General features: G+C 43.3%; 14 protein-coding genes. 5 read left to right on the forward strand and 9 right to left on the reverse strand.

Translation table 11 applies throughout. The annotated features are described in order from the left end of the window. Positions 1-29 precede the first annotated feature (29 nt). Positions 30-1640, reverse strand: coding sequence for an FAD-dependent oxidoreductase (locus tag KKC46_13900; protein MBU1054901.1), 1611 nt, complete (start codon positions 1638-1640; stop codon positions 30-32). Positions 1641-2116: 476 nt separating this feature from the next. Between KKC46_13900 and KKC46_13905 the strand changes: the two genes are divergently transcribed. Next, complete coding sequence (locus KKC46_13905) at positions 2117-3778, forward strand: sigma-54 dependent transcriptional regulator (protein MBU1054902.1); 1662 nt, start codon at positions 2117-2119, stop codon at positions 3776-3778. Between the two features lie 27 nt (positions 3779-3805). On the opposite strand, the gene KKC46_13910 is transcribed toward KKC46_13905, so the two are convergent. The 4 genes from KKC46_13910 to KKC46_13925 all read right to left on the reverse strand — a co-directional run bounded on the left by KKC46_13910 (position 3806) and on the right by KKC46_13925 (position 8625). Next, on the reverse strand, positions 3806-4222 hold the full coding sequence (locus KKC46_13910) for a nuclear transport factor 2 family protein (protein MBU1054903.1): 417 nt from the start codon (positions 4220-4222) through the stop codon (positions 3806-3808). 87 nt (positions 4223-4309) lie between these two features. Next, on the reverse strand, positions 4310-6370 hold the full coding sequence (locus KKC46_13915) for a molybdopterin-dependent oxidoreductase (GenBank protein MBU1054904.1): 2061 nt from the start codon (positions 6368-6370) through the stop codon (positions 4310-4312). Positions 6371-6426: 56 nt separating this feature from the next. Then, positions 6427-7284: an SDR family oxidoreductase gene (locus KKC46_13920; protein MBU1054905.1), complete on the reverse strand. Its 858-nt coding sequence runs from the start codon at positions 7282-7284 to the stop codon at positions 6427-6429. Between the two features lie 30 nt (positions 7285-7314). Then, positions 7315-8625: a DUF1329 domain-containing protein gene (locus KKC46_13925; GenBank protein MBU1054906.1), complete on the reverse strand. Its 1311-nt coding sequence runs from the start codon at positions 8623-8625 to the stop codon at positions 7315-7317. Positions 8626-8920: 295 nt separating this feature from the next. On the opposite strand from KKC46_13925, the gene KKC46_13930 reads away from it, so the two are divergent. After that, the gene (locus KKC46_13930) at positions 8921-10294 is read left to right on the forward strand and encodes a hypothetical protein (protein ID MBU1054907.1); all 1374 of its coding nucleotides are present in this window, start codon (positions 8921-8923) and stop codon (positions 10292-10294) included. Position 10295: 1 nt separating this feature from the next. Here the strand turns inward: KKC46_13930 and KKC46_13935 are convergent, their stop codons facing one another. The 4 genes from KKC46_13935 to KKC46_13950 all read right to left on the reverse strand — a co-directional run bounded on the left by KKC46_13935 (position 10296) and on the right by KKC46_13950 (position 14852). After that, a complete protein-coding gene (locus KKC46_13935; protein ID MBU1054908.1) occupies positions 10296-12236 on the reverse strand; it encodes an FAD-dependent oxidoreductase in 1941 nt (646 codons plus the stop codon). A 359-nt stretch (positions 12237-12595) separates the two neighbouring features. Continuing rightward, positions 12596-13147 carry an NUDIX hydrolase gene (locus KKC46_13940; protein ID MBU1054909.1) on the reverse strand — a complete coding sequence of 184 codons (552 nt, stop codon included), beginning with the start codon at positions 13145-13147 and terminating at the stop codon, positions 12596-12598. 196 nt (positions 13148-13343) lie between these two features. Further along, positions 13344-13619 carry a helix-turn-helix domain-containing protein gene (locus tag KKC46_13945; GenBank protein MBU1054910.1) on the reverse strand — a complete coding sequence of 92 codons (276 nt, stop codon included), beginning with the start codon at positions 13617-13619 and terminating at the stop codon, positions 13344-13346. A 309-nt stretch (positions 13620-13928) separates the two neighbouring features. Continuing rightward, a complete protein-coding gene (locus KKC46_13950; protein ID MBU1054911.1) occupies positions 13929-14852 on the reverse strand; it encodes a transposase in 924 nt (307 codons plus the stop codon). A gap of 551 nt (positions 14853-15403) precedes the next feature. Between KKC46_13950 and KKC46_13955 the strand changes: the two genes are divergently transcribed. From KKC46_13955 to KKC46_13965, 3 genes are all read left to right on the forward strand, one after another. Continuing rightward, a complete protein-coding gene (locus KKC46_13955; GenBank protein MBU1054912.1) occupies positions 15404-15622 on the forward strand; it encodes a helix-turn-helix domain-containing protein in 219 nt (72 codons plus the stop codon). Between the two features lie 141 nt (positions 15623-15763). Beyond that, positions 15764-17491 (forward strand): ShlB/FhaC/HecB family hemolysin secretion/activation protein, encoded by a 1728-nt coding sequence (locus KKC46_13960; protein MBU1054913.1) that lies wholly within the window; start codon positions 15764-15766, stop codon positions 17489-17491. Between the two features lie 16 nt (positions 17492-17507). After that, positions 17508-22218, forward strand: a 4711-nt coding sequence (locus KKC46_13965; GenBank protein MBU1054914.1) for a filamentous hemagglutinin N-terminal domain-containing protein, incomplete at its 3' end; no start/stop codon positions are given.

Genomic DNA, 22218 nt, shown 5'->3' on the forward strand with positions numbered 1-22218 from the left:
TATCCTCATAATCGTTATCTCTTACGATATTACTTTTGTGATACAGCATGTTCGATGGCAGTATACCCGGAGGTAGTCGACATACTGCAACCACCTAAAAGACCGAAGCCCATTGGAGTTCTGCCCTCACCGATACTTCCACCGGCTGTGAAAAATGCGGCGTATAGCCCGGAAATAGGCTTTGCATCTATATCCAATACCTGCATGTGACGATTCGTCCTCAAGCCACAGCCGACAGGCCCCATGCTGCCGCCTGCTTTCAGCCCATAAAACGGAGCTTGCTTTATCGGTATCAGAAAGCGTTCAGGTGTTTCGAATTCAGGGTCCTCGCCGGCATCACAATATCCATTCCATTTCTCTACTGCCTGCTTGAAAAGAACCTTATCCAGGCCTAACTTTACAGCTAACTCCTCAAGTGTATCGGCCACTCTTATTGCTCCCAAATCAATCGATTCTTTCACAGCCTCCCGCCAATCATCCGGGCAAAGCAGATTGTTTCTGGTAACTGTATTCAGGCCAGGAATATCCGGTGTGATGGGGCGTTTGCAGGATAGCCCCAATGGGACATCGTCCTGGATCTTCCATATATTTTCTTCGTATTTGTTATCAAAAATAACATACGCCCTTCCACCAGGTTGTGCTCCCATTGCGGGCGGCCTTAACATGTATTGGCTTAAGTTATTATCCATCATCATAAATCTTTCGCACGCTTTGTTTAAGTGCAGCCACGGGGCCCTCGACAACTGAACATCTCCGGAATATAAATATCTAAACCACGGGCCACCTTTCTCCGTAAGGTCTATTCCCCCCTCAAAGCATGTGCACGAGTCAAATCCTGCCACATCGGCTCCTGCTCCAAGCCCCATCCTGAAACATTCTCCGGTATTTGACGGCAGAGACATCGATACACTGCCGACACCTTTATATACTGAGGGCGCATATTGCTTAAGCAGGCTTCGATTGTGCTGCATACCGCCGGCCGCCATAAGTACGGCGTTTTTTGCTTTTATGAAGATGGTGATTCCCTCAGAATTGGTAGCTTTTACCCCCACAATCCTGCCATTATCTCTCACTAATGCGGTTATTTGAGTATTGGTGTGAAATTTAACACCTTTTTCATTGCATTTTTCGGTCAGAAAATTCATGAGGTCAGTCATCGGAATATAGCACAATCTCTGGTGACCGCCTTTGGAAGTAACTGCGGGGTATCCTGCTATCTCACTTTCCCATTCAAAGCCTTGATCTTCTATCCAATCAACGACTTCACCACTCTTTTGTATCATATTGCGAAACAAATGGATGTTGCCTGTGTAACCAGTCTCAAACAGGCTTCCCATAGCAACTTCGTTTGCATCCCATTCTATACCTTGCTTTTTCTGGACCCTGCTGTTGTAAGCGTAAAATGCTCCGGCGTATTGCGATGTCCCGCCGGTAAATTTCAATTTCTCCAAAAGAATCACGGAGCATCCTTCCAACCTGGCTTTAAGTGCGCCTGCAAGGCCTCCTCCTCCTGACCCGACTACTACTATATCGGCCTCCTGATCCCATTTTGCCGGTGGTTCTTCCGGCAGGATTGGTTTTGCATCTTCAGGTTTTTCCATTGGCTTTAGTCCTACTCTCCAATCATAGTTCTTGTTCATTTTTGTTTCCTCCTCATATATAAACCGAAAAAGTGAACTCATTCCCTGCTTCCTGTGGTAAGTTTAGCGAGAGAATCTAAAAGGATTAAAAGTTATTACGTTTGAAAATCTCCAGTCTGATATGTGGCATGGAGCCTTAATCTATGCAGTTGCCAATCTCATTGCTTAAATCGTGCCAAAATATAATTAATTGATATAACAATTGGTTACATATGAATAGCTTTCAAGCCATCTAAATGAAGATAAATGTATCTATTATATCGCTAAAAATAGTGCTATATAACATGAGCCGGTTTCAAAACGCCCCATTTTGGCCGATCTCTGCGTTGGGCTCAAATTTCAATCCTCGAAATACTCAATGTATTCCTGTGGTTGAAATTTTCGCCCGCCTTGAGCTTGACCAAACTGAAACGTTTTGAAAGTGGCTCACATGCATTAATTTTTTATGTTTATATACATAAAGGAGAATCCTGATAATGGATGAAAATGATTTTTTCCGTCAGGCAACTTTACAGATTTGTGGTAGTCTTGATATCGAAACTTCCTTATGGAATGCTTTTGAATATCTGGAAAAGTTTATGCCGTTAACAGGCATGAATCTTGTGCTGGGAGAGCCGGGTATGCCTGCAATAGAAACGCTGGCCCAGGTAAGCCGCAATAAAATTGAAAAAGTTGCCCGTAAGATTCCTTTACCACAAGAAATGCAGGCGGTACTGGAGCGTCAATGGGTGGAATTAACTGATGTTGGAATTATCAACCAGCCTGACTCGTTTCCTGTAAGCAAAGAAATAGCTCAATTGCTTGAAATGCCTGAAATGTCGACATTGACTATGCGTCTTAAAATAAATGATTCAAAACTGTTTGCTCTGGTAGTTTATTCAAAAGGAATAGACCAATATACAAGAGCACATGCCAATTTATTATCGCTTTTACACGACCCTTTTGCCATTGCCATGTCAAATGCATTAAAACATCAGGATGTCCTCAAACTTAAAGAATTGCTTGCTGATGACAACCGGTATCTTCATAACGAGCTGCTTCGTATTTCCGGAAATGAGATTATAGGCAGGAGAAAGGGGCTAAAGAAAGTTTTCGATATGGTACGGCAGGTAGCTCCTTTAAACAGTCCGGTGCTTTTGCTGGGAGAAACCGGGTCAGGAAAAGAAGTTATTGCCAATGCTATCCATTATTCATCACCACGAAGAAGTGGGCCTTTCATTAAGGTTAATTGCGGCGCTATACCGGATACGCTGATTGACAGCGAGCTTTTCGGACATGAGAAAGGAGCTTTTACAGGAGCATTATTCCAGAAACGTGGCAGATTCGAAAGGGCTCATAAAGGAACAATACTTCTTGATGAAATCGGAGAACTACCACAGGAAGCGCAGGTTAGACTTTTGCGTGTAATCCAAAACCAGGAAATTGAACGTGTTGGCGGAACGGAATCTATATCTATAGATATCCGTATTATTGCCTGTACTCACAGAAATCTTGAAAAAATGGTTTTATCGAAACAGTTCAGAGAAGATCTCTGGTTCAGGCTGAATGTATTTCCTATAAACATACCTCCACTAAGGGAAAGAATAGAAGATATTTCCGAACTTGTTGAATACTTTATGAAGCAAAAGTCCATTGAAAGAAATATTCCTGCCGCACCAGTCATTGCAAGCGAATCTATCGAGAAACTAAAGAATTATCATTGGCCCGGAAATGTGCGTGAATTGGAAAACTTTGTGGAAAGAACTTTAATCCAGAATCGGGGTAAAAATATTTCGGAACCGATATCTTTTGATAATTCACTTTTTCAGACACCGGAATCCGAACCGGAGCAACAAGTAGAACTAAATTACAAAACTACAATAGAAGATAAACTTTCAATGCACATGAAAGAAATCATAAAAATAATCTTACCGGAACCGGAACGCAGTAAATTATACTCCCAAAAAACTGAAGATGAATCATTAAAACTTGATGATGCTTTAGCTTCACACATAAATAAAGTGCTGAAGATAACCAGAGGAAAAGTAACCGGTCCGGGTGGTGCCTCCGAACTTCTCGGTCTGAACCCCAGCACTCTAAGAAGTAAAATGAAAAAGATCGGTATATCACTCAGCAAGAAAGATCTTTTTAATGCTTGAGCAAATTGCTAAGATAATAAATTTACTTTAAGACATACTTTCCATTGCATCTATATAAAGCTTGCGCTGTTTGAACAACCAACTGCCATTTCGTTTAACAAGTTCGTCCGTATAACGCCCGGACATGCTGATAATAGAAATTCCATCACTGTTTGGTCTTAACATAATAAAATAGCTCTTTGCTGTTGCACTGTTTCCGGTAACGTTGATAACTTCATTCATTATGCAATGTTTCATCATCGGCAAACCATTGGTAAGTGGAATGCTTTGTGTAAAAGCCTTAAGTGCTTCTTTGCCTTCTTGCACGCCCAAAACGCCGCAATCAAAAATACCATCGTCAGTAAACATATCGACCCATTTGTCAAACTCTGCACCGTCAAAATAATAACAATAATTAGCTATTGTTTCATGAATCAAATCTTTTTCTATTAATATGTCATTCATAATTTCTCCTCTTATTGTTTTAGATAAATCGTCACTTGTGGCGGCATATAAATGCTGCCCTGCGTAAGAGATTAGTAGGGCGGGGTTTTATACCCCGCCGAACGGTTTTATTTTGCACAACAAAGCCTTAAGCGCCGGATAACCGGTAACCGGATCTGCTGATTTTTCATCCGTAAGAAGATTTACATTACTGTTAGCCCAGGCATGCGGTATGTTGATAACATGCGGCAAAATGTCTTCGGTCAGTCTGGCCTTAATTTGAATCTCACCTCTTTTGGTCGCGACATTAATTACTTCTCCATCACCGATACCATAATATCCGGCAGTTGCAGGATGAATCTCAGCATACGGTTCAGGAGCTTTTTTATCTTTTAAATATGCTTCACGATAAGATGAGTGTGTGTATAGTAAAACCCTGGAGCCGGTTGTCAGTATTACAGGGTATTCTTTTGCCGTTTCAGGATCGCTTATTGGAGATTCAGGAGGTTCGATAAAACTCGGTAAAGCATCAAAACCTACGCTTTGCATTATTGTAGAAACAAGCTCGATCTTTCCTGTAGGTGTAGGAAATCCGGTTTCTTCATATGTTTTATATTTTAATTCTCCGCCGTATGGAATAAAATTCGATTTGCCTAAATGTTCGTCAAGATTGACACCCGTATCTTTGAAAACAAATTTAAATACTTCATTATCATCTTGCCACGGAAAATATTCTTCATAACCCATATATTTTGCCAGCTTGAGCCAGAATTTAACATTAGACCAGCATTCATGATATTCGGCAACTTTGTTTCTAAGACTCATATAACCCATTGAACCCAAGAGGGGCCCATCCCAAATCTCTGTTCTTTCGAGATAGCTTGCTCCGGGCAAAACCAAATCTGCCAATTCCGATGTTTCAGTCGGAACCGTGGTTATCACTGCCAGAAAATCAAGACTACTCAATGCTTTTTTCACTTTACTTGAATTAGGCCAGGTTAAAACAGGGTTGGAAGCATTAATCATCAGGCCCTTCATGGGATGTGGCTTGCCTGTCAGTATCATATCAGGTATCAACATGCCCTGACCCGTCCAATCACCGGCAAAGAGTGGAAATTTTTCATTACCGATATTTTTCCCCTTTAAGAGAGCCGGCAGTCTTAATTCTGCAAAATTTGGAAATGCCCCTGAAATCAGATGTCCTCCGGGAACATCGATATTACCTGTTATGGTTTCAAGAATTGCAAGCGCCCTGTTATTTTGAAATCCGCTGGGATGCTGATCGAGTGAGTTTGTGCCTTGTACTATAGAAGCCGGTTTTGTTGAAGCATAGGTACGAGCGATGTTTCCAATCGTTTTTTGCGGAATCCATGTTATTTTTGAAGCCTCTTTTATATCGTAATTTTTTATGTGTTCCTTCAATTGATCAAAGCCGGAAGTCCATTTTTCTACAAATTGTTTATCATAGAGTTCTTCTTCTATAATTATTTTAGTAAGAGCAAGGGCTAAGGCACAATCGGTTCCCGGTCGTATCTGTGCAAAAATATCGGCATTTTTTGCAAGAGGAATTTTACGGGGATCTATGACAATAAGTTTTGATCCGTTTTCTACCCCATGTTTTATTCTTTCAGCAGCCATAAAATTGGAAGCGGACGGATTATGCCCCCATAGTACTATGCATTTGCTGTTTTTCTGATCGGCATAAGGAAATTTTCCCATTGTCAGCATGTTGGCTGTGATACCGCTTAAGAAGCAAAATGTCTCAGGTGTAATAAAATTAGGACTTCCAAAAGCATCACAAAATCTTTGCATAAAATGCATTGTAATAAAGCCCTGTCCCTGTACTGCCATTCCAACTATTAGAGCCCATGCTTCAGGGCCATAGTTATCTTTGATTTTATTCAGCTCAAAAGACATAGTATCTAAGGCATCATCCCATGAAATTCTTTCAAATTTTCCCTTAACCTTTTTCATAGGATGTTTTAAACGCACAGGAGAATAAAAAGAATCAATAGCTCTTACAGCCTTTGGGCAAAGCTTACCTTTATTCCAGGGGTGATCGGGATCACCTTTGATTTTTATAATTTTTCCATCTTCAAGACTCGCTATAACACCGCATGCCCAGATGCACATCCCGCAAACGGTTTTTACTTCTTGTTTACTGCTCATAGTTTCCTCCCATGTCAAATTATAAATCTTGAAAATATATATATTTGAATTTTACATCAGATTTGAAGTGTATTCAAGTGAGTCATGGCGGCAGTATATCCACCATCAACTAACAAATCGCATCCGGTTATAAAGGACGCATCTTCACTGCATAGAAAATCGACTACAGAGGCAATCTCTTCAGGTTTGCCAACCCGACGCATAGGTGTCATTTCAATCGATTCCCTCATATATGCTAAATTATCCAATTCCTGTCTTCCCATGGGTGTATCTATTGTACCGGGAGAAACAGAAACTATCCTGGCTCCATGCTTAGCCCACAAAGGAGCAAGTTTCTCACACAAACGTATAACCCCTCGTTTTGCAAGAATGTATGCTGCACCGCTTTTGGGGTTAACTTCGGTTGATGGTAGAGATATTGAAAGAAAAGGTTCTATGCGTTTCAAAAAATCGTGATCCTGCGGATTATCAAGTATAGCATCTATCTCAGGATCGTTTTTTAAAATACGCGAAGCAATCGATGCAATACATACCGCTGCACCTCCGGGTGCTATTAAAGGCAAAAACTCTCTTAGGATAAGTGCTGTACCGATGAGATCAACGGATAACATCTTTTTCCAGTCCGTGGTCATTGACGGAGAAATACCGGCAGCATTTACAATCCCGCTCACTTGTCCCAGTGATTTGGCAGTCTTTGCCAACAAACATACGGACTGTTCATCCATGACATTACATACCTGTTTCTTAGCTTCAATACCTTCCGATATTAACTGTTTGGCTACCTGATCGAGTTGTTTGGCATTAATGTCAGCCAATAAAACTCTGCCTCGCCTTCCCAGACGTTGCGCAGAAGCTTTGCCCATTCCACTTGCGGCACCTGTCACCACAAATAAAGATGATTCCTTATTACTCATGTTTTCCTCTCCTGTTTTTTAGAAAGTATCTTATTTCGATAACATTAAAAAATTACTCACACTAAAATAACTAGGGTCAAGTTTTGAAGCAGGCATATATAAGAATGCTTCCGGGTGTGCTGATCGATTTGTGGTTGTTGAATGGCGAATTTTTTCATCAATACCAATCTGGCAATCCCAATCACCTGTGTTATTTTTGCCGCTTGGCGTCTCACTATAATGCATCAAAAGTGAGACCCAAGTACGAAAATCACCTGATTTTTCGAATACTTCTTTGTACCATATAACATTAGTTTCCTGATCAATATAATTAATGTGCAATCCCCAATTATAATATGGATCTTTAGGTATCTGCTCTACAATCCATACTTTTCTTGGAACGTAAGTAATATTGAGAGGTGCCCAGGATGCTCCTTCCCATTTTGGATCTTCATATCCGAATTTTATGTGTGTGTCGGTGTAGGGATATGCCCTGGACATTCTTCCATCCGGCAATTCCTGTACGGGAAGAATATCGGGACTGGTAAATGGAACAAGTACTGTTTTCTCGCCGATATATTTCCATTCCATAGAGGATGTTTTGCCACTCCACAAGAAATTAGAATCCAACCATGAATCAGATCCCATATAGGGGTCCGACCTTGTTGTAGAGCCGGTTTGTCGAACCCTACGAATTGCGGGCACATAAGCATAATTACTGTCTTGTCTTGGGTCCATATAAATGTTGGCCATAGTATTTGTGCCTTTGAGGCTCATCGGCTCCAATACTCTTTGAAATTCCAAGGTCAGAAATTTATCAGGATTATGTATTTCCTGACCCGGTAGCCGGCCATTCATATATAGTCGTTGATCCAAGCCCTGGATATAGCGTTCCTCACCTACTTTGTCTATCCACATAATACGGATACGTTCTCTTGAACCGGTAAAACGGTATCTCTGAAAATCAAAATTATATATGATTTTTGTTCCGGCCTTGGGATCTTTAAAATCAATTTCAGGAAAAGGGTAGCCGTAAATATTTTCCGGATATTTTCCAGTCTGTTTATCGATCAAATCTCCCTTGGGAGTTATGTCAAACTTCCCTTCATTTTTTACACTTGCAGTAAGAAAGCTATCTGTATGTTTGAATATGAAGTTTATTTTGCCAGGTGTAATAACAAAATCGCTCCTTTCAACTGCACGATACATAGCAGGAATTAAAAGATCTTTGTATTGTGCGCAGTTGGTCTTGTCGATTACTTTGGGTAAATCTTTAGCTTGAACCGTGTCACCATACGAAATCAGAACCAATAATAAACATAACGAAAATATAACATTCTTTATAATTTTCATTTGTTTCATCTTTTTTCCCCCTTTAACTTTATTTAAGCATCTATTGGCAATATATATAAACGTTACCGGATACAGAGTTGAGTAAGTGAATAAATTATATCTTTGTGAAATCTTGACAAGCTTACCTTGTTGAAATAACATAAAAATTTAGTATAAGAATATTTGTGGTTCTAATTTTTTCTAATTTTGATATAAAAATACATCATCTATGAATACATATCTGCGAAATCAAATTTCGCCCAATGATATCAAACTTTACAAATCACTTGGGCAACTGATTAAAGATTATCGAAAATGGAGGGAATTGAGTCAGGAGAAATTTTCTGAACTCATCGGTATCAGCTTTAGGGAATTACAGAATTGGGAAACAGATCGTTGCCGGGCCGGTATTGAAAATCTTCACGACCTTTCCGAAGCTGCCGGTATTCCAATGCAGGTATGTGTAGCACTAAACGCAGGCCAGCCTTTGTTTTATTCTCTGTATGAAAGAAGATTTGCATACTCATCGGCAGAAATGATCGATTATCCGTTTGATATGTTATTTAAATACCGAACAGCAACAGATGATGGTATCATAATTAAACCTATAGTAATTTCAAGTAATAGACAGATTCAATCTATTCTTTCATGTCATCGTGACCTATATGGTGCAAAAAAATCGCTGCAAAAAGAAGTTTTAAAGGCAGCAATTATAGCTGCTCCTGATCTAAATATAATTGCTTTGGATTCATGGGGCCATTATGTTGGCCATTATATATGTTTACCATTAAGTATGGATGTTTATCAGGAGATTAAAAAATGTAAGGTTTTAGAAAATTATCTTACTTCGGAAAAAATCAGCAACATTATTTCCCAAAACGAAGGTGTCTTTTTCCTCTATTCTATATTTGCGGCAACCTGGAATATTAGTCACTTACTGCTTATAAACCGTGCAAAATACTATGCTAAGTTAAATGAAAAAGAAAATTTTTTGAGCGCAGCCTGGGCATCTACAAAAGAATCAAGAATGGGTTGTGAAAAGCTTGGCATGAAGATAGCGTCAAGCTTTACCATAGAAAAAAATCAAGCATCTCTTCCCGCTAATGAAATTGTTCCTGCCATATATGAAACTAATATGCATACCATGGTTAAACAGTGTGAAAATTTAAAAATTATTGAACCGTCAGTTGATAGGGCCGATAATAGTAAAATAAGTTGCTTTATGGAAAAAACATCAAATTATGACCCTTTAATAGTTGATGAAAAAGAAAATATAATTTGCCCAAATCCGGAATGCACAATGTATGGAAAGAAGGGTAGGGGAAATATAGTTTCAAATGGAACATACAAAACAAAAACAGGATTTATATCTAAACGTTTTATTTGTAAAGAATGCAGCAAGTCTTTTTGCAGCAGATCAAACACATTGTTTTATGATCTTCGTTCTTCCGAAGATAAGGTTCTGATCGCTCTTAAACTATTGGTAAAGGGGATGTCTTTGAGAAGTGTAGCGGAGGTTTTGAAAGTAAAGCTGGATACCGTCAGGCACTGGCTCAAAGTTGCAGCCGAAGATAGTGAAAACATAAATATAATACTTAAAAAAGAAATGAAAGTCTCACAAGCGCAATTAGACAAGCTATGGGATTTTACCCAAAAAAAGGCTCTTCGTAAAAGGGCTGCACTATGTAAGACTTTATAGATTAAATTTCCTTTCCTATAAAATATCCCTCATGGACTGCTTCATAAATTCTTCGGGGACTTGTACTGTCTCCTATTTCATATATTTCTTTAGCAAGACCTGCAAAGGATTTATAAAGGCTGTGATCACTTATTGATCCTGTTCCCATAATTACAGTGTCTGCTTGCAGAAATTTTTCCTCACCTTCCGAATTTTTGATAATTACACCGGTATCATTTATTTCAACCGGTTGCCACTTTAAGTGTATTGTAACATCATATCTGGGCAATTCAGCCATCAGGGTATATTTGTTGAAAATTGATTCATCGGGTAAAAGTTCCGAACGCACTACAATATCAACCTCTTTGCCTTCTTTAGCTAAACAATAAGCAGTTTCGCAACTGCCGGATCTTCCGCCTATAATAACTATTTTATTTCCCACTTTCGCTTTTTTGTTCAAAACATCTATAACGTGAACACTGTTTTTACTTCCTGGCCCGGGAATCTCCGGAATAAAGGGCTTTGCACCCGTTGCTATTATAATTACATCGGGTTTCAAATTGTTTATCAGTTCCGTGGTTGCTTCTGTTTTTGTTTGAATTTTTACATTGGAATTTTTTAGCCGGTGTTCGAGCCAAGCGGCATATTTACCTATCCGGTATTTGTAATCAGGAACAGCGGCAGTTATAAGAAGGCCTCCCAGATTACTACTCTTTTCTATCAGTGTTACTTCATGCCCCCGGCTTGCCGCTGTTTGGGCGGCTTCCATACCTGCGGGTCCGCCGCCAATAACCAATACTTTTTTTACAGGAAATGCCGGCATTATCGGAGGTTCCATTTCATGACCCAATATCGGGTTTACTGTACATCCGATATATTTATCTTTTACGTAGCGATCCATGCATTCCATGCAGCGTAAACAGGGACAAATATCTTCAATGTTTCCATTAAGAACTTTATTCGGCCATTCAGGGTCACTTAACAGTGCTCTGCCAAGTCCGATAAAATCAACCCTGCCTTCTGAAATCGCTTTATCACACTCATCAGGCTCACCTAACTGCTGGCCTGTTATTGTAATTGTATTGACCTTCTTTTTAAACTTTTCGGCATTTATTAAAACCGTTCCATCTTTGGAAAATGCGTTAGGCATTCCGGTTTCCAATGCATCATAAGAGCCGTCTCTGATATAGAATGCATCAACTCCCGCATCTTTCATAGCCTTTGCAATATCAATGCTCTGTGAAAGAGTTCTGCCCTTCTTAAATCCATGATCTAAACTCAATCCGGCAATAACCGGAAAATCCTTTCCAGTATATGCTCTTGCGCTTTCCATGCATTCCATAAAAAATCGCATTCTGTTTTTTATGGGCCCACCGTATTCATCAGTGCGATGATTCCAGCACTCGGTTAAAAACTGATCAATAAGATAATTATGGGCATTGATAAATAAGGCATCCAAACCAGCGCGTTTTAATCTTCCCGCCGCTTCTCCGAAAGACTGAATCAAACCGATTATTTCGGTTTTAGTAAGTTCATCAGACATTAAATCAGGATGATAAAACAAAGGCTGCTTGGATGGTGCGGCAGGCCATCTATCATGTTGAGGAGCATCGGCCAGTCTGCCTAATCCCGGTGTAAGCTGGGCAACAATCTTTGCTCCGTAACGATGTACTGTTTCAGCAAGATATGCAAATTCTTTTATCCTCTGGTCCGAATCGATAACCGGCATGCAGTTGTTTACAGGATAAGGATCGATCTTACACTCGGATTTTGTTTCACCTGTAATAATCAGACCGACTCCGCCTTTGGCTATTTTTCTGAAATACTCCTCATGCCAGATATTATATGTGTAATCGTTTCCTACAAAAAACTTGGTATGAACCGGAGAAAAAACAAGCCGGTTTTTCAATACCAAATTCCCAATACCCATTGGCTCAAAAAGTTTTTCATGTTTTTTGTTCATATGGCCCCTCCTGTAATTTTATTTGTTTGCAGCAGATAACCTTATTGCCAATATATATGAGCCACTTTCAAAACGTTTCAGTTTGGTCAAGCTCAAGGCGGGAGAAAATTTCAACCACAGGAATACATTTAGTATTTCGAGGATTGAAATTTGAGCCCAACGCTTAAGATCGGCCAAAATGGGGCGTTTTGAAACTGGCTCAAATGGTAAATTGTTTTAAATGATACAATAACAAGCGAATAAATCCTGATCCGGTATTAGAATTAACCTGCCTTTATTTTGTTGATAGGTTCTATAAATCAATTAAATGTAGTTTTTTTTAAAATTATATCATAAATTAATTTATAGGAAAGCTTAAATTAAAGTTGGGATAACCGCATTTTATAAACTTTGAGAATAGCAGCTACGCTGCATGATTCGGTAATATCTCCGTTCATAACCATCTGCACAGCGCGCTTGAAGCTGATCCATTTGGTGACTATCTGTTCATTAGGTTCCTGTTTGGGTGTTAAATAGGTAAGGCGCTTTGCCAGAAACAAATGCGCTACATCAGTTGTTACTCCATTACTATTGTCTATGCTGCCAAGAGCAGTCCATTCTGCGGCTTGAATTCCGGTTTCTTCTTCAAGCTCTCTTTTTGCTGCATCAAGGATTGTATTATCTTCTTTTACTGATCCGCCGGTTGGAATTTCCCATGAGTACTTTTTAAGTGTGTATCTCCATTGACCGACTATCGCAATTTCATCTTTCTCATTTATAGCCACAACTCCTATCGATGGCTTTATTTCTACTACACCATAAATCCCATCTTTACCATCAGGCCGGATTACTTCATCTTCACGTAGTCGAAGCCATGGGTTTTCATAGATTGTTTTTGTGCTGACGGTCTTCCATGGGTTTTTATAGTTCATTTGCTAATATGCCTTTTGAAATATATTACTTCTCAGGTCTGTTATAAATCACTGTTCAAGGTTTGACCTTGTTTTCCTTCTATGGAGTTATTTTAACTTTATCATTTTCTATCCTTCACCTACCAGTCCTTAATGTTGGTTAGCAATCGAAATTGAGAATTATAGGTGAAAGAGAGTAACAATTTGTTCGCTGTAATCAGGCTACCTTGAGTTGAAGGTTTTTACCGACGGCATGTGCATAATTCACTAAGGTTGAGAGACGGATATCTTCAGCATGGTTTTCGATTCGAGAAATAGCAGATTTTTTAGTATTTAATATGTCAGCAACTTCTTGCTGGGTAAGACCTGCCTCAAGGCGGGCCTGCTTGAGAAGGACACCAATTTTAAATTGCTCATATCCTTTATCAAAATTTTGTGGAAAATTAAGACTTTTCTTCTTTCTTTTTTCTATATATTTATCCAGATCATCCATCTGTTTACCTCTTGCTAAGAAATTCATTATTTCGTTTTTCTGCCAATAGTATTTCCCTTAAGGGCAATTCCCAGATTCTGTGCGATAAAATGAGATGGTTTTCATGGGTATAAAGTACACTTATATGTGAACATTGTCAAGCCGATTCACTTCTGATTATTCAGTCAGGCAGCAATCGGTTTAGAACGCAGCGGCGCGAGGTCTTATCACGCCGAGTGCCTGCCGGGCTTTGTGTACGCCCGGCAGGGGCGTGAATTTATAAATTGTTGCGATGCGGGAGTAGAAGCGATATTTATAGCATAAGCGATTTTATGTTAACCGCTTAAGGGAATATATCCCATCAAGACCTTTTATGTGTTTGGGTATTTTTTCATTAACGGATTTAAAATTCTCTTTAAAACGCTGGTATAGATCAGATACAAATACTTTACTGCCGATTATCCCCGAATCCGTAAAATATCGGCTGCGGTTGATAAAACGATCCATGCGGCTTATCTCAAATGACTTCTTTCTTTCTTTATTTATAATATTGGCAGGGATGGTTTTTTTATTTTTCTCTTCAGATCTGTCAATTGCTCCTGCTTCGTAAACATATTCCCGATAGCGTATAAGCCTTTTCTTTTTATCCCGGATTCCGAATTTATTTAAACCGAAATCCCAGGATAAAAAACAATCCTTATTGCCTGTTTGCACATGATAGCCGATTGAGTTCCAGCGATAATTATCCGGCTTTTCAACCAGTCCGGCCCGTACAGGATTTAAATCAATATATGCCAGGCAATGAATCAAAGTGTTGCCGTTTTCTACAATCACGCTCTTGTAGCGGTCTGCCCAGAAGGTTCCTTTTCGGTTACGGTTTTTATTATAGCTTCTTGAAAATGTTTGCTTGATCTCGCGCATAAACTCGGAAATGCTTGACCATTTGGATCTGTAGCGGGGGATATGGTCTGATGAAAAATTATTATCATTACCGTAATAAAGTATGTAACGCTTTTTAATTTCTTCATCATTAAGATATGTTTCGGTATGCATTCGAACCAATAAATGAAAATGATTGCCCATTATGCAATATCCAAGAATATCGGTAAAATAGATTTTACTAAGACGTTTGATAATATCAACCAGCTTGTCTTTTTCAATATCATTAAAAGGATAACCATCTAAAGCGGTTCTGGACATAACATGATATACGGTTTTTTGATCCGGCACGATCATTCTCGCAATTCTTGGCATATAAAATCCTCCTGATTCTCTGATTCTCCTGATTTTGATTAAGCCTTTATATAAAATACAGGCAATTAATATGTTAAGCATAATTCGCCTGTCCCTTATAGTTCCTTGGCGTACTTATAGTTCGTCCCTTATAGTTCTTCTCAAGCTGGTCCGATTTAAGAAAACAATTATGCGGACAAGATCGAATTACGGTTTCAGTGAAATGCCAAAATGGGGATATGGTTCATGTAAGGAAAAGTACAAAGCCGGAACAGAGGCAACAAATTATTTATGATGCTTTAAATCTGACACACTACCCAGGAGGAACCGTGAAGACTATTGTGTGAAACGATAAAATTTGTAGTGCCATAAAGCAAGCTTAAAACACTTTAACATATTGTTTTTATGGTATATTGCAAATTATGGTCACAAAGATGGGCTAAGCACAAGCAATGGGAGTTTCAAGCATAATTTGCCTGTCCCTTTATAATTCTTTATAATTCTTCAAGCATAATTTGCCTGTCCCTTTATAATTCTTTGAATAAACTAAAAAAATAGTATAAATTAATGCTATGATTGAAAACAAATATTATACAATTCCACAGGCTGCTGAAATTTGTGCTGTTGGCAGATCTTCTATGTGGCGGTGGGTTAAATCGGGAAAGATTCCAGCAGCAATAACTGTGGGGAGACATCACCGCATTTTCAGAGAGGACTTATTCACATTTATTGAACAAAAAGAGATGACCCCACGCTTAAAGAAATCAATAATTTATTTATCTAAACCATAAGAGTATAAATGGATAAAAATAAAAGCATCATTGGACAAACGAGTAAGCATGAAAGGCTTGCAAAAAAATAAGCTATGAAAACCAGGGCCAAATATAAGGGCTTGGTTTTTTGAGATTTTGATTGTTTCTTAGGAGGGGTTTATGCTAAATTGCCGTTTTTTGACTGTACTGATCCTTGCTTTGTTCCTGATATGCGGTTCGCTTTCGTTTGCCGCGCCTCCAGATGCGGGGCAATTGTTGAACCAAGAGCGCCAGCCCGGCAAACAGCTGCCTGATCGCCTGCCTCAGGATAGCGACAAGGAGACCGAGCGAGCGCCTCCAGACGCAGGTACCAAGGTTCTTGTTAAAGGGTTCTGTTTCAGTGGCAGCCAGGGGCTTGCCACTGATGCCGAACTTGAGGCCCTGATCAGCGATAGCATTGGCAAAGAACTGGGTTTTGCCGGGATTAAGAAACTGGCAGAGCGGGTTACTAACTATCTGCGGGAACAGAAAGGATACTTGTTGGCCCGGGCTTATCTGCCAAAACAGGATATCACTGCCGGTATCATAGAGATTGCCGTCATCGCCGGCAAGGTCGAAGGGAAGGTCAGGGTTAACGTCAAGAAGCCCCGACGGGTCAGTCAGAGCCTTCTTGAAGGGATTGCCGGCAAAGCACTCAAGGCAGGGAGCGCAATTCGCATGGAAGAGATTGAGCGGGCTGTTCTGCTCATGAACGATCTCCCCGGTATCTCCTCCAATGCTTTACTTGAGAGGGGCGCTACCCCCGGGACCACCAGACTTGGCATTGATGTTACGGAAGGTCCTCTTATCAGCGGCTTGATATCCGGTGACAACTACGGTGACCGTTACACCGGCATCTGGAGGGGTAGCGGCCGGATTGCCGTCAATGACCCTTTTGGCCTTGGTGACCAGCTAAGTCTTTCCGTTATCGGTGCTGAGCACATGTATCAAGGAACAACTGCCTACTTTCTCCCTCTTGGGGCTACCGGACTAACCTGGTCACTTTCCTATACCGGTCTTTATTACGAACTGGGGGATGACCTTGCCAGCCTTAACGCCAACGGATGTGCAGACACCTTCGCTACCCGTTTCGGCTACCCCATTTTGCGTACCCGCAGCGCCAGTGTCTGGGCTGGGCTTGGATTTGAGTACATCCTGCTCAGTGATGAGACCAATGGCACCACCACCAGCGACCGGAAGCTGTCGGTAGGCAACGCCGGTTTTTCCGGAAGTTTTTTCGACTCCTTTGGTGGAGGTGGTCTCAGTAGCGCTAACCTTGCCCTATACAGTGGCAATCTTGATCTCTCCGACCTTGCTACCGCCGAGGCAGCGGATGCATCTGGACCTCGTAGTGCCGGCAATTTTGTCCGCGTCACTTATAGTTTAGCACGCCTTCAACGCCTCACGCGGCAAGTTTCCCTTTTCGGATCTGTCCGTGGTCAGATTGCCGATAATAATCTGAATTCTTCTCAGAAATTAATCCTGGGCGGTCCAACCGGTGTGCGGGCTTACCCCGTAGGCGAAGCTTCCGGCGACGAGGGCCATATCATGACATTCGAGACCCGTTTCGATATCCCGGACCCACCCTCTTGGGCAAAAGTTCAGTTGGTTGGTTTTGTTGACACAGGTTATATTAAGCTGCACAAAGACCCCTGGGCCGCTTCCATCACCAATGCCACCACCAGCAACGACTACTGGCTCTCCGGTGCCGGTGCTGGCATTGTCATCAGCAAGGCGGGTCTTTACAGCGTTCAGACATCCTATGCCCATAAGATAGGAGACAACCCTGGTCGCAGCATGACCGGCAACGACGCAGACAATCACGATGACAACGGCCGGTTCTGGGTTCAGGCCGTGGTCTGGTTTTAGAGAAGGGAGACACACCATGAACGAAATCTATCGCCTGATGTGGAACGAAACGAAACAGATCTGGAAATCCGTAACACAAAAGAGCAAGGGCAAGGGATACGTTTCCAGCTGTGCCATCGGCGTGGTGGTAATAATGGCGGCAGTCCTGGCCGTTACCCTTCATGCGTGGGCTCTCGATCCCACTGCCCTGCCCGCCGGCGGGCAGATCACATCAGGCCGGGGTAACATATCCAGCTCCGGGAGCGCCATGACGGTGAACCAGCAGACCGATCGGATGATCGCCAACTGGAATACGTTCAACATCGGGCAGAACGCCTCCGTGTCCTTCCAGCAACCCACCACCTCCAGCGTGGCCTTAAACCGCATTCAGGATACGTTGCCATCGCAAATATTCGGTCAGCTATCTGCCAACGGCCAGGTTTTCCTCTTGAACCCCTCCGGAATTCTTTTTGGTCCTACAGCCAGGGTGGATGTAGGCGGGCTGGTGGCCTCATCCCTCAACATGACCAATGAAAACTTTATGGCCGGGGATTACACCTTCGAAGGCCGCAGCGTCGGGGGTTTTGTTCTGAATCAAGGAAATATCAGGACGGCGGACGGCGGTTATGTGGCATTTATCGCTCCGCATGTGGAAAACCAGGGGCAACTGACAAGCCCTGAAGGTACAGTAGCCATGGCAGCCGGCGACAGGGTGCGGCTTGACTTTACCGGTGACCGACTGGTGAATTTCGTCGTTTATCAAGGTGCTGTGGATGCGGCCGCAGTGAACAGCGGCACGATTTCAGCTGACGGCGGCCTGGTGATGTTGACGGCAAAAGCTGCGGACATACTCTCCAGTGCAGTGGTGAACAATGATGGTGTCATTGAAGCTAAAACTCTGCAAGCTCAGGGAGGCCGGATCATTCTTGATGCTGAAGGCGGGCAAACATCCGTTGCCGGTATCCTGGATGCTTCCTCCGCATACAGTACTGGTGGTCAAATTATGGTTACCGGTGAACGGACACTCATCAAATCTGGAGCTCATTTGACCGCATCAGGAGCTACCGATGGCGGTGAAGTTCTTGTTGGTGGCAGTTGGCAGGGAAGCAATCCTTCGATCCACCAGGCAATTGGTACAATTGTCGAGCAAGGTGCCTTGCTTGAAGCCAACGCAACGGATATTGGTAATGGTGGTACTGTGGTGGCCTGGTCGGATATCCAAAATAGTGATTCCGTTACTCGAGCCTATGGAAGATTTGAAGCGAAAGGCGGCGTCAATGGCGGAGATGGCGGTCAAATTGAGACCTCAGGACACTGGCTTGACATAGGGAGTGCCCCGGATGTTTCAGCACCTGCTGGCAAGGGCGGCTTGTGGCTAATTGACCCATACAATATTTCTGTAGACGCTGGTGGTAGTAATATAAATATAAACGCTGCCAGTCCGTTTGAAAGCACAGGGAACTCATCTTCTCTGGGAATTACCCTGATAAATACAGCCCTTGGATCTGGTGATGTGACAATCCGAACAGGTGCAGGAGGTACACAAGCAGGCGACATCACCTGGACACAAGATTACACCTATAGCGGTGGAAACGCCCGAACACTGACTCTTCAGGCATACCGTGATATCATTCTGGAGCAGAATATAGCCTCGAACACTGGTGCGTTATCAATGGTGTTTACGGCTGATTCTGACACCAACGGTACCGGGGGTATCGTAGCACAAGGTAATCTGACCACTGCCGGCGGAAATCTTACCTTTGATGGAATCGGTACAATATTCAGCGGGAGCAGTGCCCAATCAATCACTACTGCCGGAGGCAGTGTCGACTTTAATGGTGAAGTGCTCATCTCAAACACCAACGGGTTAAGCATCAGCACAAGTAATGGTAATGTGACGTTTGGTTCCTTGATCAACTCCGGCAACACCTACACTTACCAATCTACAGCGAAGACCTGGGATACGGCTAAGACCGATTGGGCAAGCGGTCCGGGTGGGGCTATTGGTAGCACCTATCTTGCAACTGTCACATCAGCCCTTGAAATGACAGGCGTAATGGCAGCAACAGCAGGAGCCCAATCCTGGCTGGGAGGTTCGGATATCACGACTGAAGGGACTTGGCGCTGGGTAGCAGGTCCAGAGGGGCTTGAAGAGGGTGGCAATGGACGAACTTTCTGGACAACCGCTCAGTCTACCGGAGCGACCGGATATACCGGTTATAACAGCCAATATGTTAATTGGAATGGGGGTGAACCAAATGATTCCGGAAGCAACGAAGATGCTCTGCAAATGGGCGCCGGTTTAACAGGCCAGTGGAACGATCTCCCAACAAGTAGTTCGACACTGGGATCAGTAGTTGAGGCTAATCTCGCAGCATCACCCTTAACTGTTAATGCTGGTACTGGAACAGTGACTTTCTCAGGGGCGGTTGGAAGTCAGAAAGCGTTGTCCTCTTTGAATGTCACTTCCACTGGTGGGATCGCCATTAACGGTGGTGCTGTGACGACTGAAGGGGCCCAGACCTATACCGGGAATGCCACAGTCGGTGCTGCTGCAACGACACTCACCCAGACCGCAGCCAATACCGATTTCACCCTGCAGGCTAGCAAAACAATCACGAATGCCTATGGCAATGATGCTAGTCTGACCATCAAGACCACCCGTAACATCCTCTTGGATAGCAGTAGTAGTATAAGTTCCTCAACTGGAAAACTTAACACGGTGCTCTGGTCTGATAGCGACGCCACCAGCGGCGGTTACATCAACATCTACAACAACACCATCAAGACCAACGGTGGCGTTATCAGTTTCATTGGCGGAGTGGACGGAAACGGGTATGCTCAGGGCACCAACACCCAGACCGTATCTCCTCCCCACCAGGACGGCATTTCAATCACGAACAGCACGCTGGATAGTCGCGTTTACATCACTGGCATTCCTCAAACAAGCGGGGGCGGAACAATCATGTTCAAGGGCAAGAGCTATGCCGGAAATGTGAGCAATCACGCCGGTGGCCTGTGGACCGGCACAAGTTCCATCGACACGGGCGGCGGCGACGTCGTCATGGATGTGCAGGTCCAGCAGGACATCGGCGCCACTACCAGTGGCATCCGCTATGGCGCCTATATCGACAGTACGACGACGATCAGCACGAACGGCGGAAACGTGCAGATCAGCACGGCGTCACCTTCCACCTCCTGGACGGGCTTCCATGCACTTAATAACAGCAGCATCACCGCTGGCGCGGGGGATATAACCCTTTTGACCGATAAAATCACTCTTGGTAATGCGACGATTAGCGGAACCGGCACGCTGGCCATCCAGCCGATCACGTCTGGAACGCCTATCGGCATTGCGGGTGGCACGGGTACGCTCAGCCTGCCTGCTTCATTTTTTTCCACAAATTTTGTCAATGGCTTTTCCAGTGTCACAGTGGGCAGTGCAATAGCAGGAGCAATGACCGTAGGCGGCTCAACAACATTTAGAGATAACACTACCCTGCAGAGCAACTCAACTATTGCGATAGGCGGTGCGGTGACTGCTAACGAAGATCTGTTGCTTAAAAGCAACGGTGCGATCACTCAGAGCGCAGCACTTGTTGTAACTGGAACCACCAGTATTACTGCAGGAACGAATGCTGTGACTCTAAACAACACCAGCAATAATTTCGGCGGTACGGCGTCCGTCGTGTCGGCCGGGAATCTCACCCTTATTGACAGCAACACCATGAGCTTTGGTGCCGTTACGTCCACCGGGACGGTAGATATTGCGACTTTAACTGGTGATTTAACCCTGTCGGGTGCTATCGCCACCTCTAATACCACGGCAAGTGCCATACAGCTGAATGCTGCAAAGAACACAGCAGCAGGGACATCAACTGGTGGCAACATTCTGATTAGTGGCGGCAGTGTCAGTACGGGCGTTGATGGCCGATCAACACTTTTTTCAGGTAGTGTCATTGGCAGTACGGGATTAACCACTTCAATTGGTTCTGGTAGCGATAAATTCAGGTACAACAGCGATGAGTCTGCAACAAATTACACAACTGCCCTTGGTACTGGAAATTATGCGGTTTACCGAGAACAGCCTATAGTCAATGTCACTCCTGGATCCACAGCAATAACCTATGGCGATGCGACGCCCGCATTTAGCGCTGCTTACTCTGCATACGTGAACGGAGACACATCACCTGGAACTGTATCGGGAACTGCAAGCTGGACGGTAGGAGGAACATCATCGAGTGCCGGATTCTATACGGTAGGTGCCCATGATGTAGCGTATGGCAGCGGACTTAGCTCAAGCTTTGGGTACGGTTTCCAGAACAATGCCGCCAGCAGCAACGAACTCACGGTGAATCAGAAGTCGCTCAGCGTCACCGGGCTGACTACGTCCAACAAGGTCTATGACGCCACCCCCACCGCTGCCCTGGCCGGCACGGCAGCGATCACGAAACTGGGCGCCGATGATGTGATCATAGGCGGCACGGCAGCCGGGGCGTTTGCGGATAAGAACGTGGCCGCCGGCAAGGCCGTTACGGTCACCGGCAACACGATCAGCGGCACTGATGCCGGTAACTACACCCTGGTTCAGCAGACCGGCCTCACCGCGGACATCACGAAAGCCGATCTTGCGGTCACCGGGCTGACCGCGTCCAACAAGGTCTATGACGCCACCCCCACCGCTGCCCTGGCCGGCACGGCAGCGATCACGAAACTGGGCGCCGATGATGTGATCATAGGCGGCACGG

This window comes from Pseudomonadota bacterium (assembly GCA_018817425.1).
Lineage (GTDB): Bacteria > Desulfobacterota > Desulfobacteria > Desulfobacterales > RPRI01 > RPRI01.

Bases quoted from the DNA above. Each gene is read 5' to 3' on its own strand.
- KKC46_13900 (MBU1054901.1), bottom strand. From the start codon at position 1,640: ATGAACAAGAACTATGATTGGAGAGTAGGACTAAAGCCAATGGAAAAA.
- KKC46_13905 (MBU1054902.1), top strand. From the start codon at position 2,117: ATGGATGAAAATGATTTTTTCCGTCAGGCAACTTTACAGATTTGTGGT.
- KKC46_13910 (MBU1054903.1), bottom strand. From the start codon at position 4,222: ATGAATGACATATTAATAGAAAAAGATTTGATTCATGAAACAATAGCT.
- KKC46_13915 (MBU1054904.1), bottom strand. From the start codon at position 6,370: ATGAGCAGTAAACAAGAAGTAAAAACCGTTTGCGGGATGTGCATCTGG.
- KKC46_13920 (MBU1054905.1), bottom strand. From the start codon at position 7,284: ATGAGTAATAAGGAATCATCTTTATTTGTGGTGACAGGTGCCGCAAGT.
- KKC46_13925 (MBU1054906.1), bottom strand. From the start codon at position 8,625: ATGAAACAAATGAAAATTATAAAGAATGTTATATTTTCGTTATGTTTA.
- KKC46_13935 (MBU1054908.1), bottom strand. From the start codon at position 12,236: ATGAACAAAAAACATGAAAAACTTTTTGAGCCAATGGGTATTGGGAAT.
- KKC46_13940 (MBU1054909.1), bottom strand. From the start codon at position 13,147: ATGAACTATAAAAACCCATGGAAGACCGTCAGCACAAAAACAATCTAT.
- KKC46_13945 (MBU1054910.1), bottom strand. From the start codon at position 13,619: ATGGATGATCTGGATAAATATATAGAAAAAAGAAAGAAGAAAAGTCTT.
- KKC46_13950 (MBU1054911.1), bottom strand. From the start codon at position 14,852: ATGCCAAGAATTGCGAGAATGATCGTGCCGGATCAAAAAACCGTATAT.
- KKC46_13955 (MBU1054912.1), top strand. From the start codon at position 15,404: ATGATTGAAAACAAATATTATACAATTCCACAGGCTGCTGAAATTTGT.
- KKC46_13960 (MBU1054913.1), top strand. From the start codon at position 15,764: ATGCTAAATTGCCGTTTTTTGACTGTACTGATCCTTGCTTTGTTCCTG.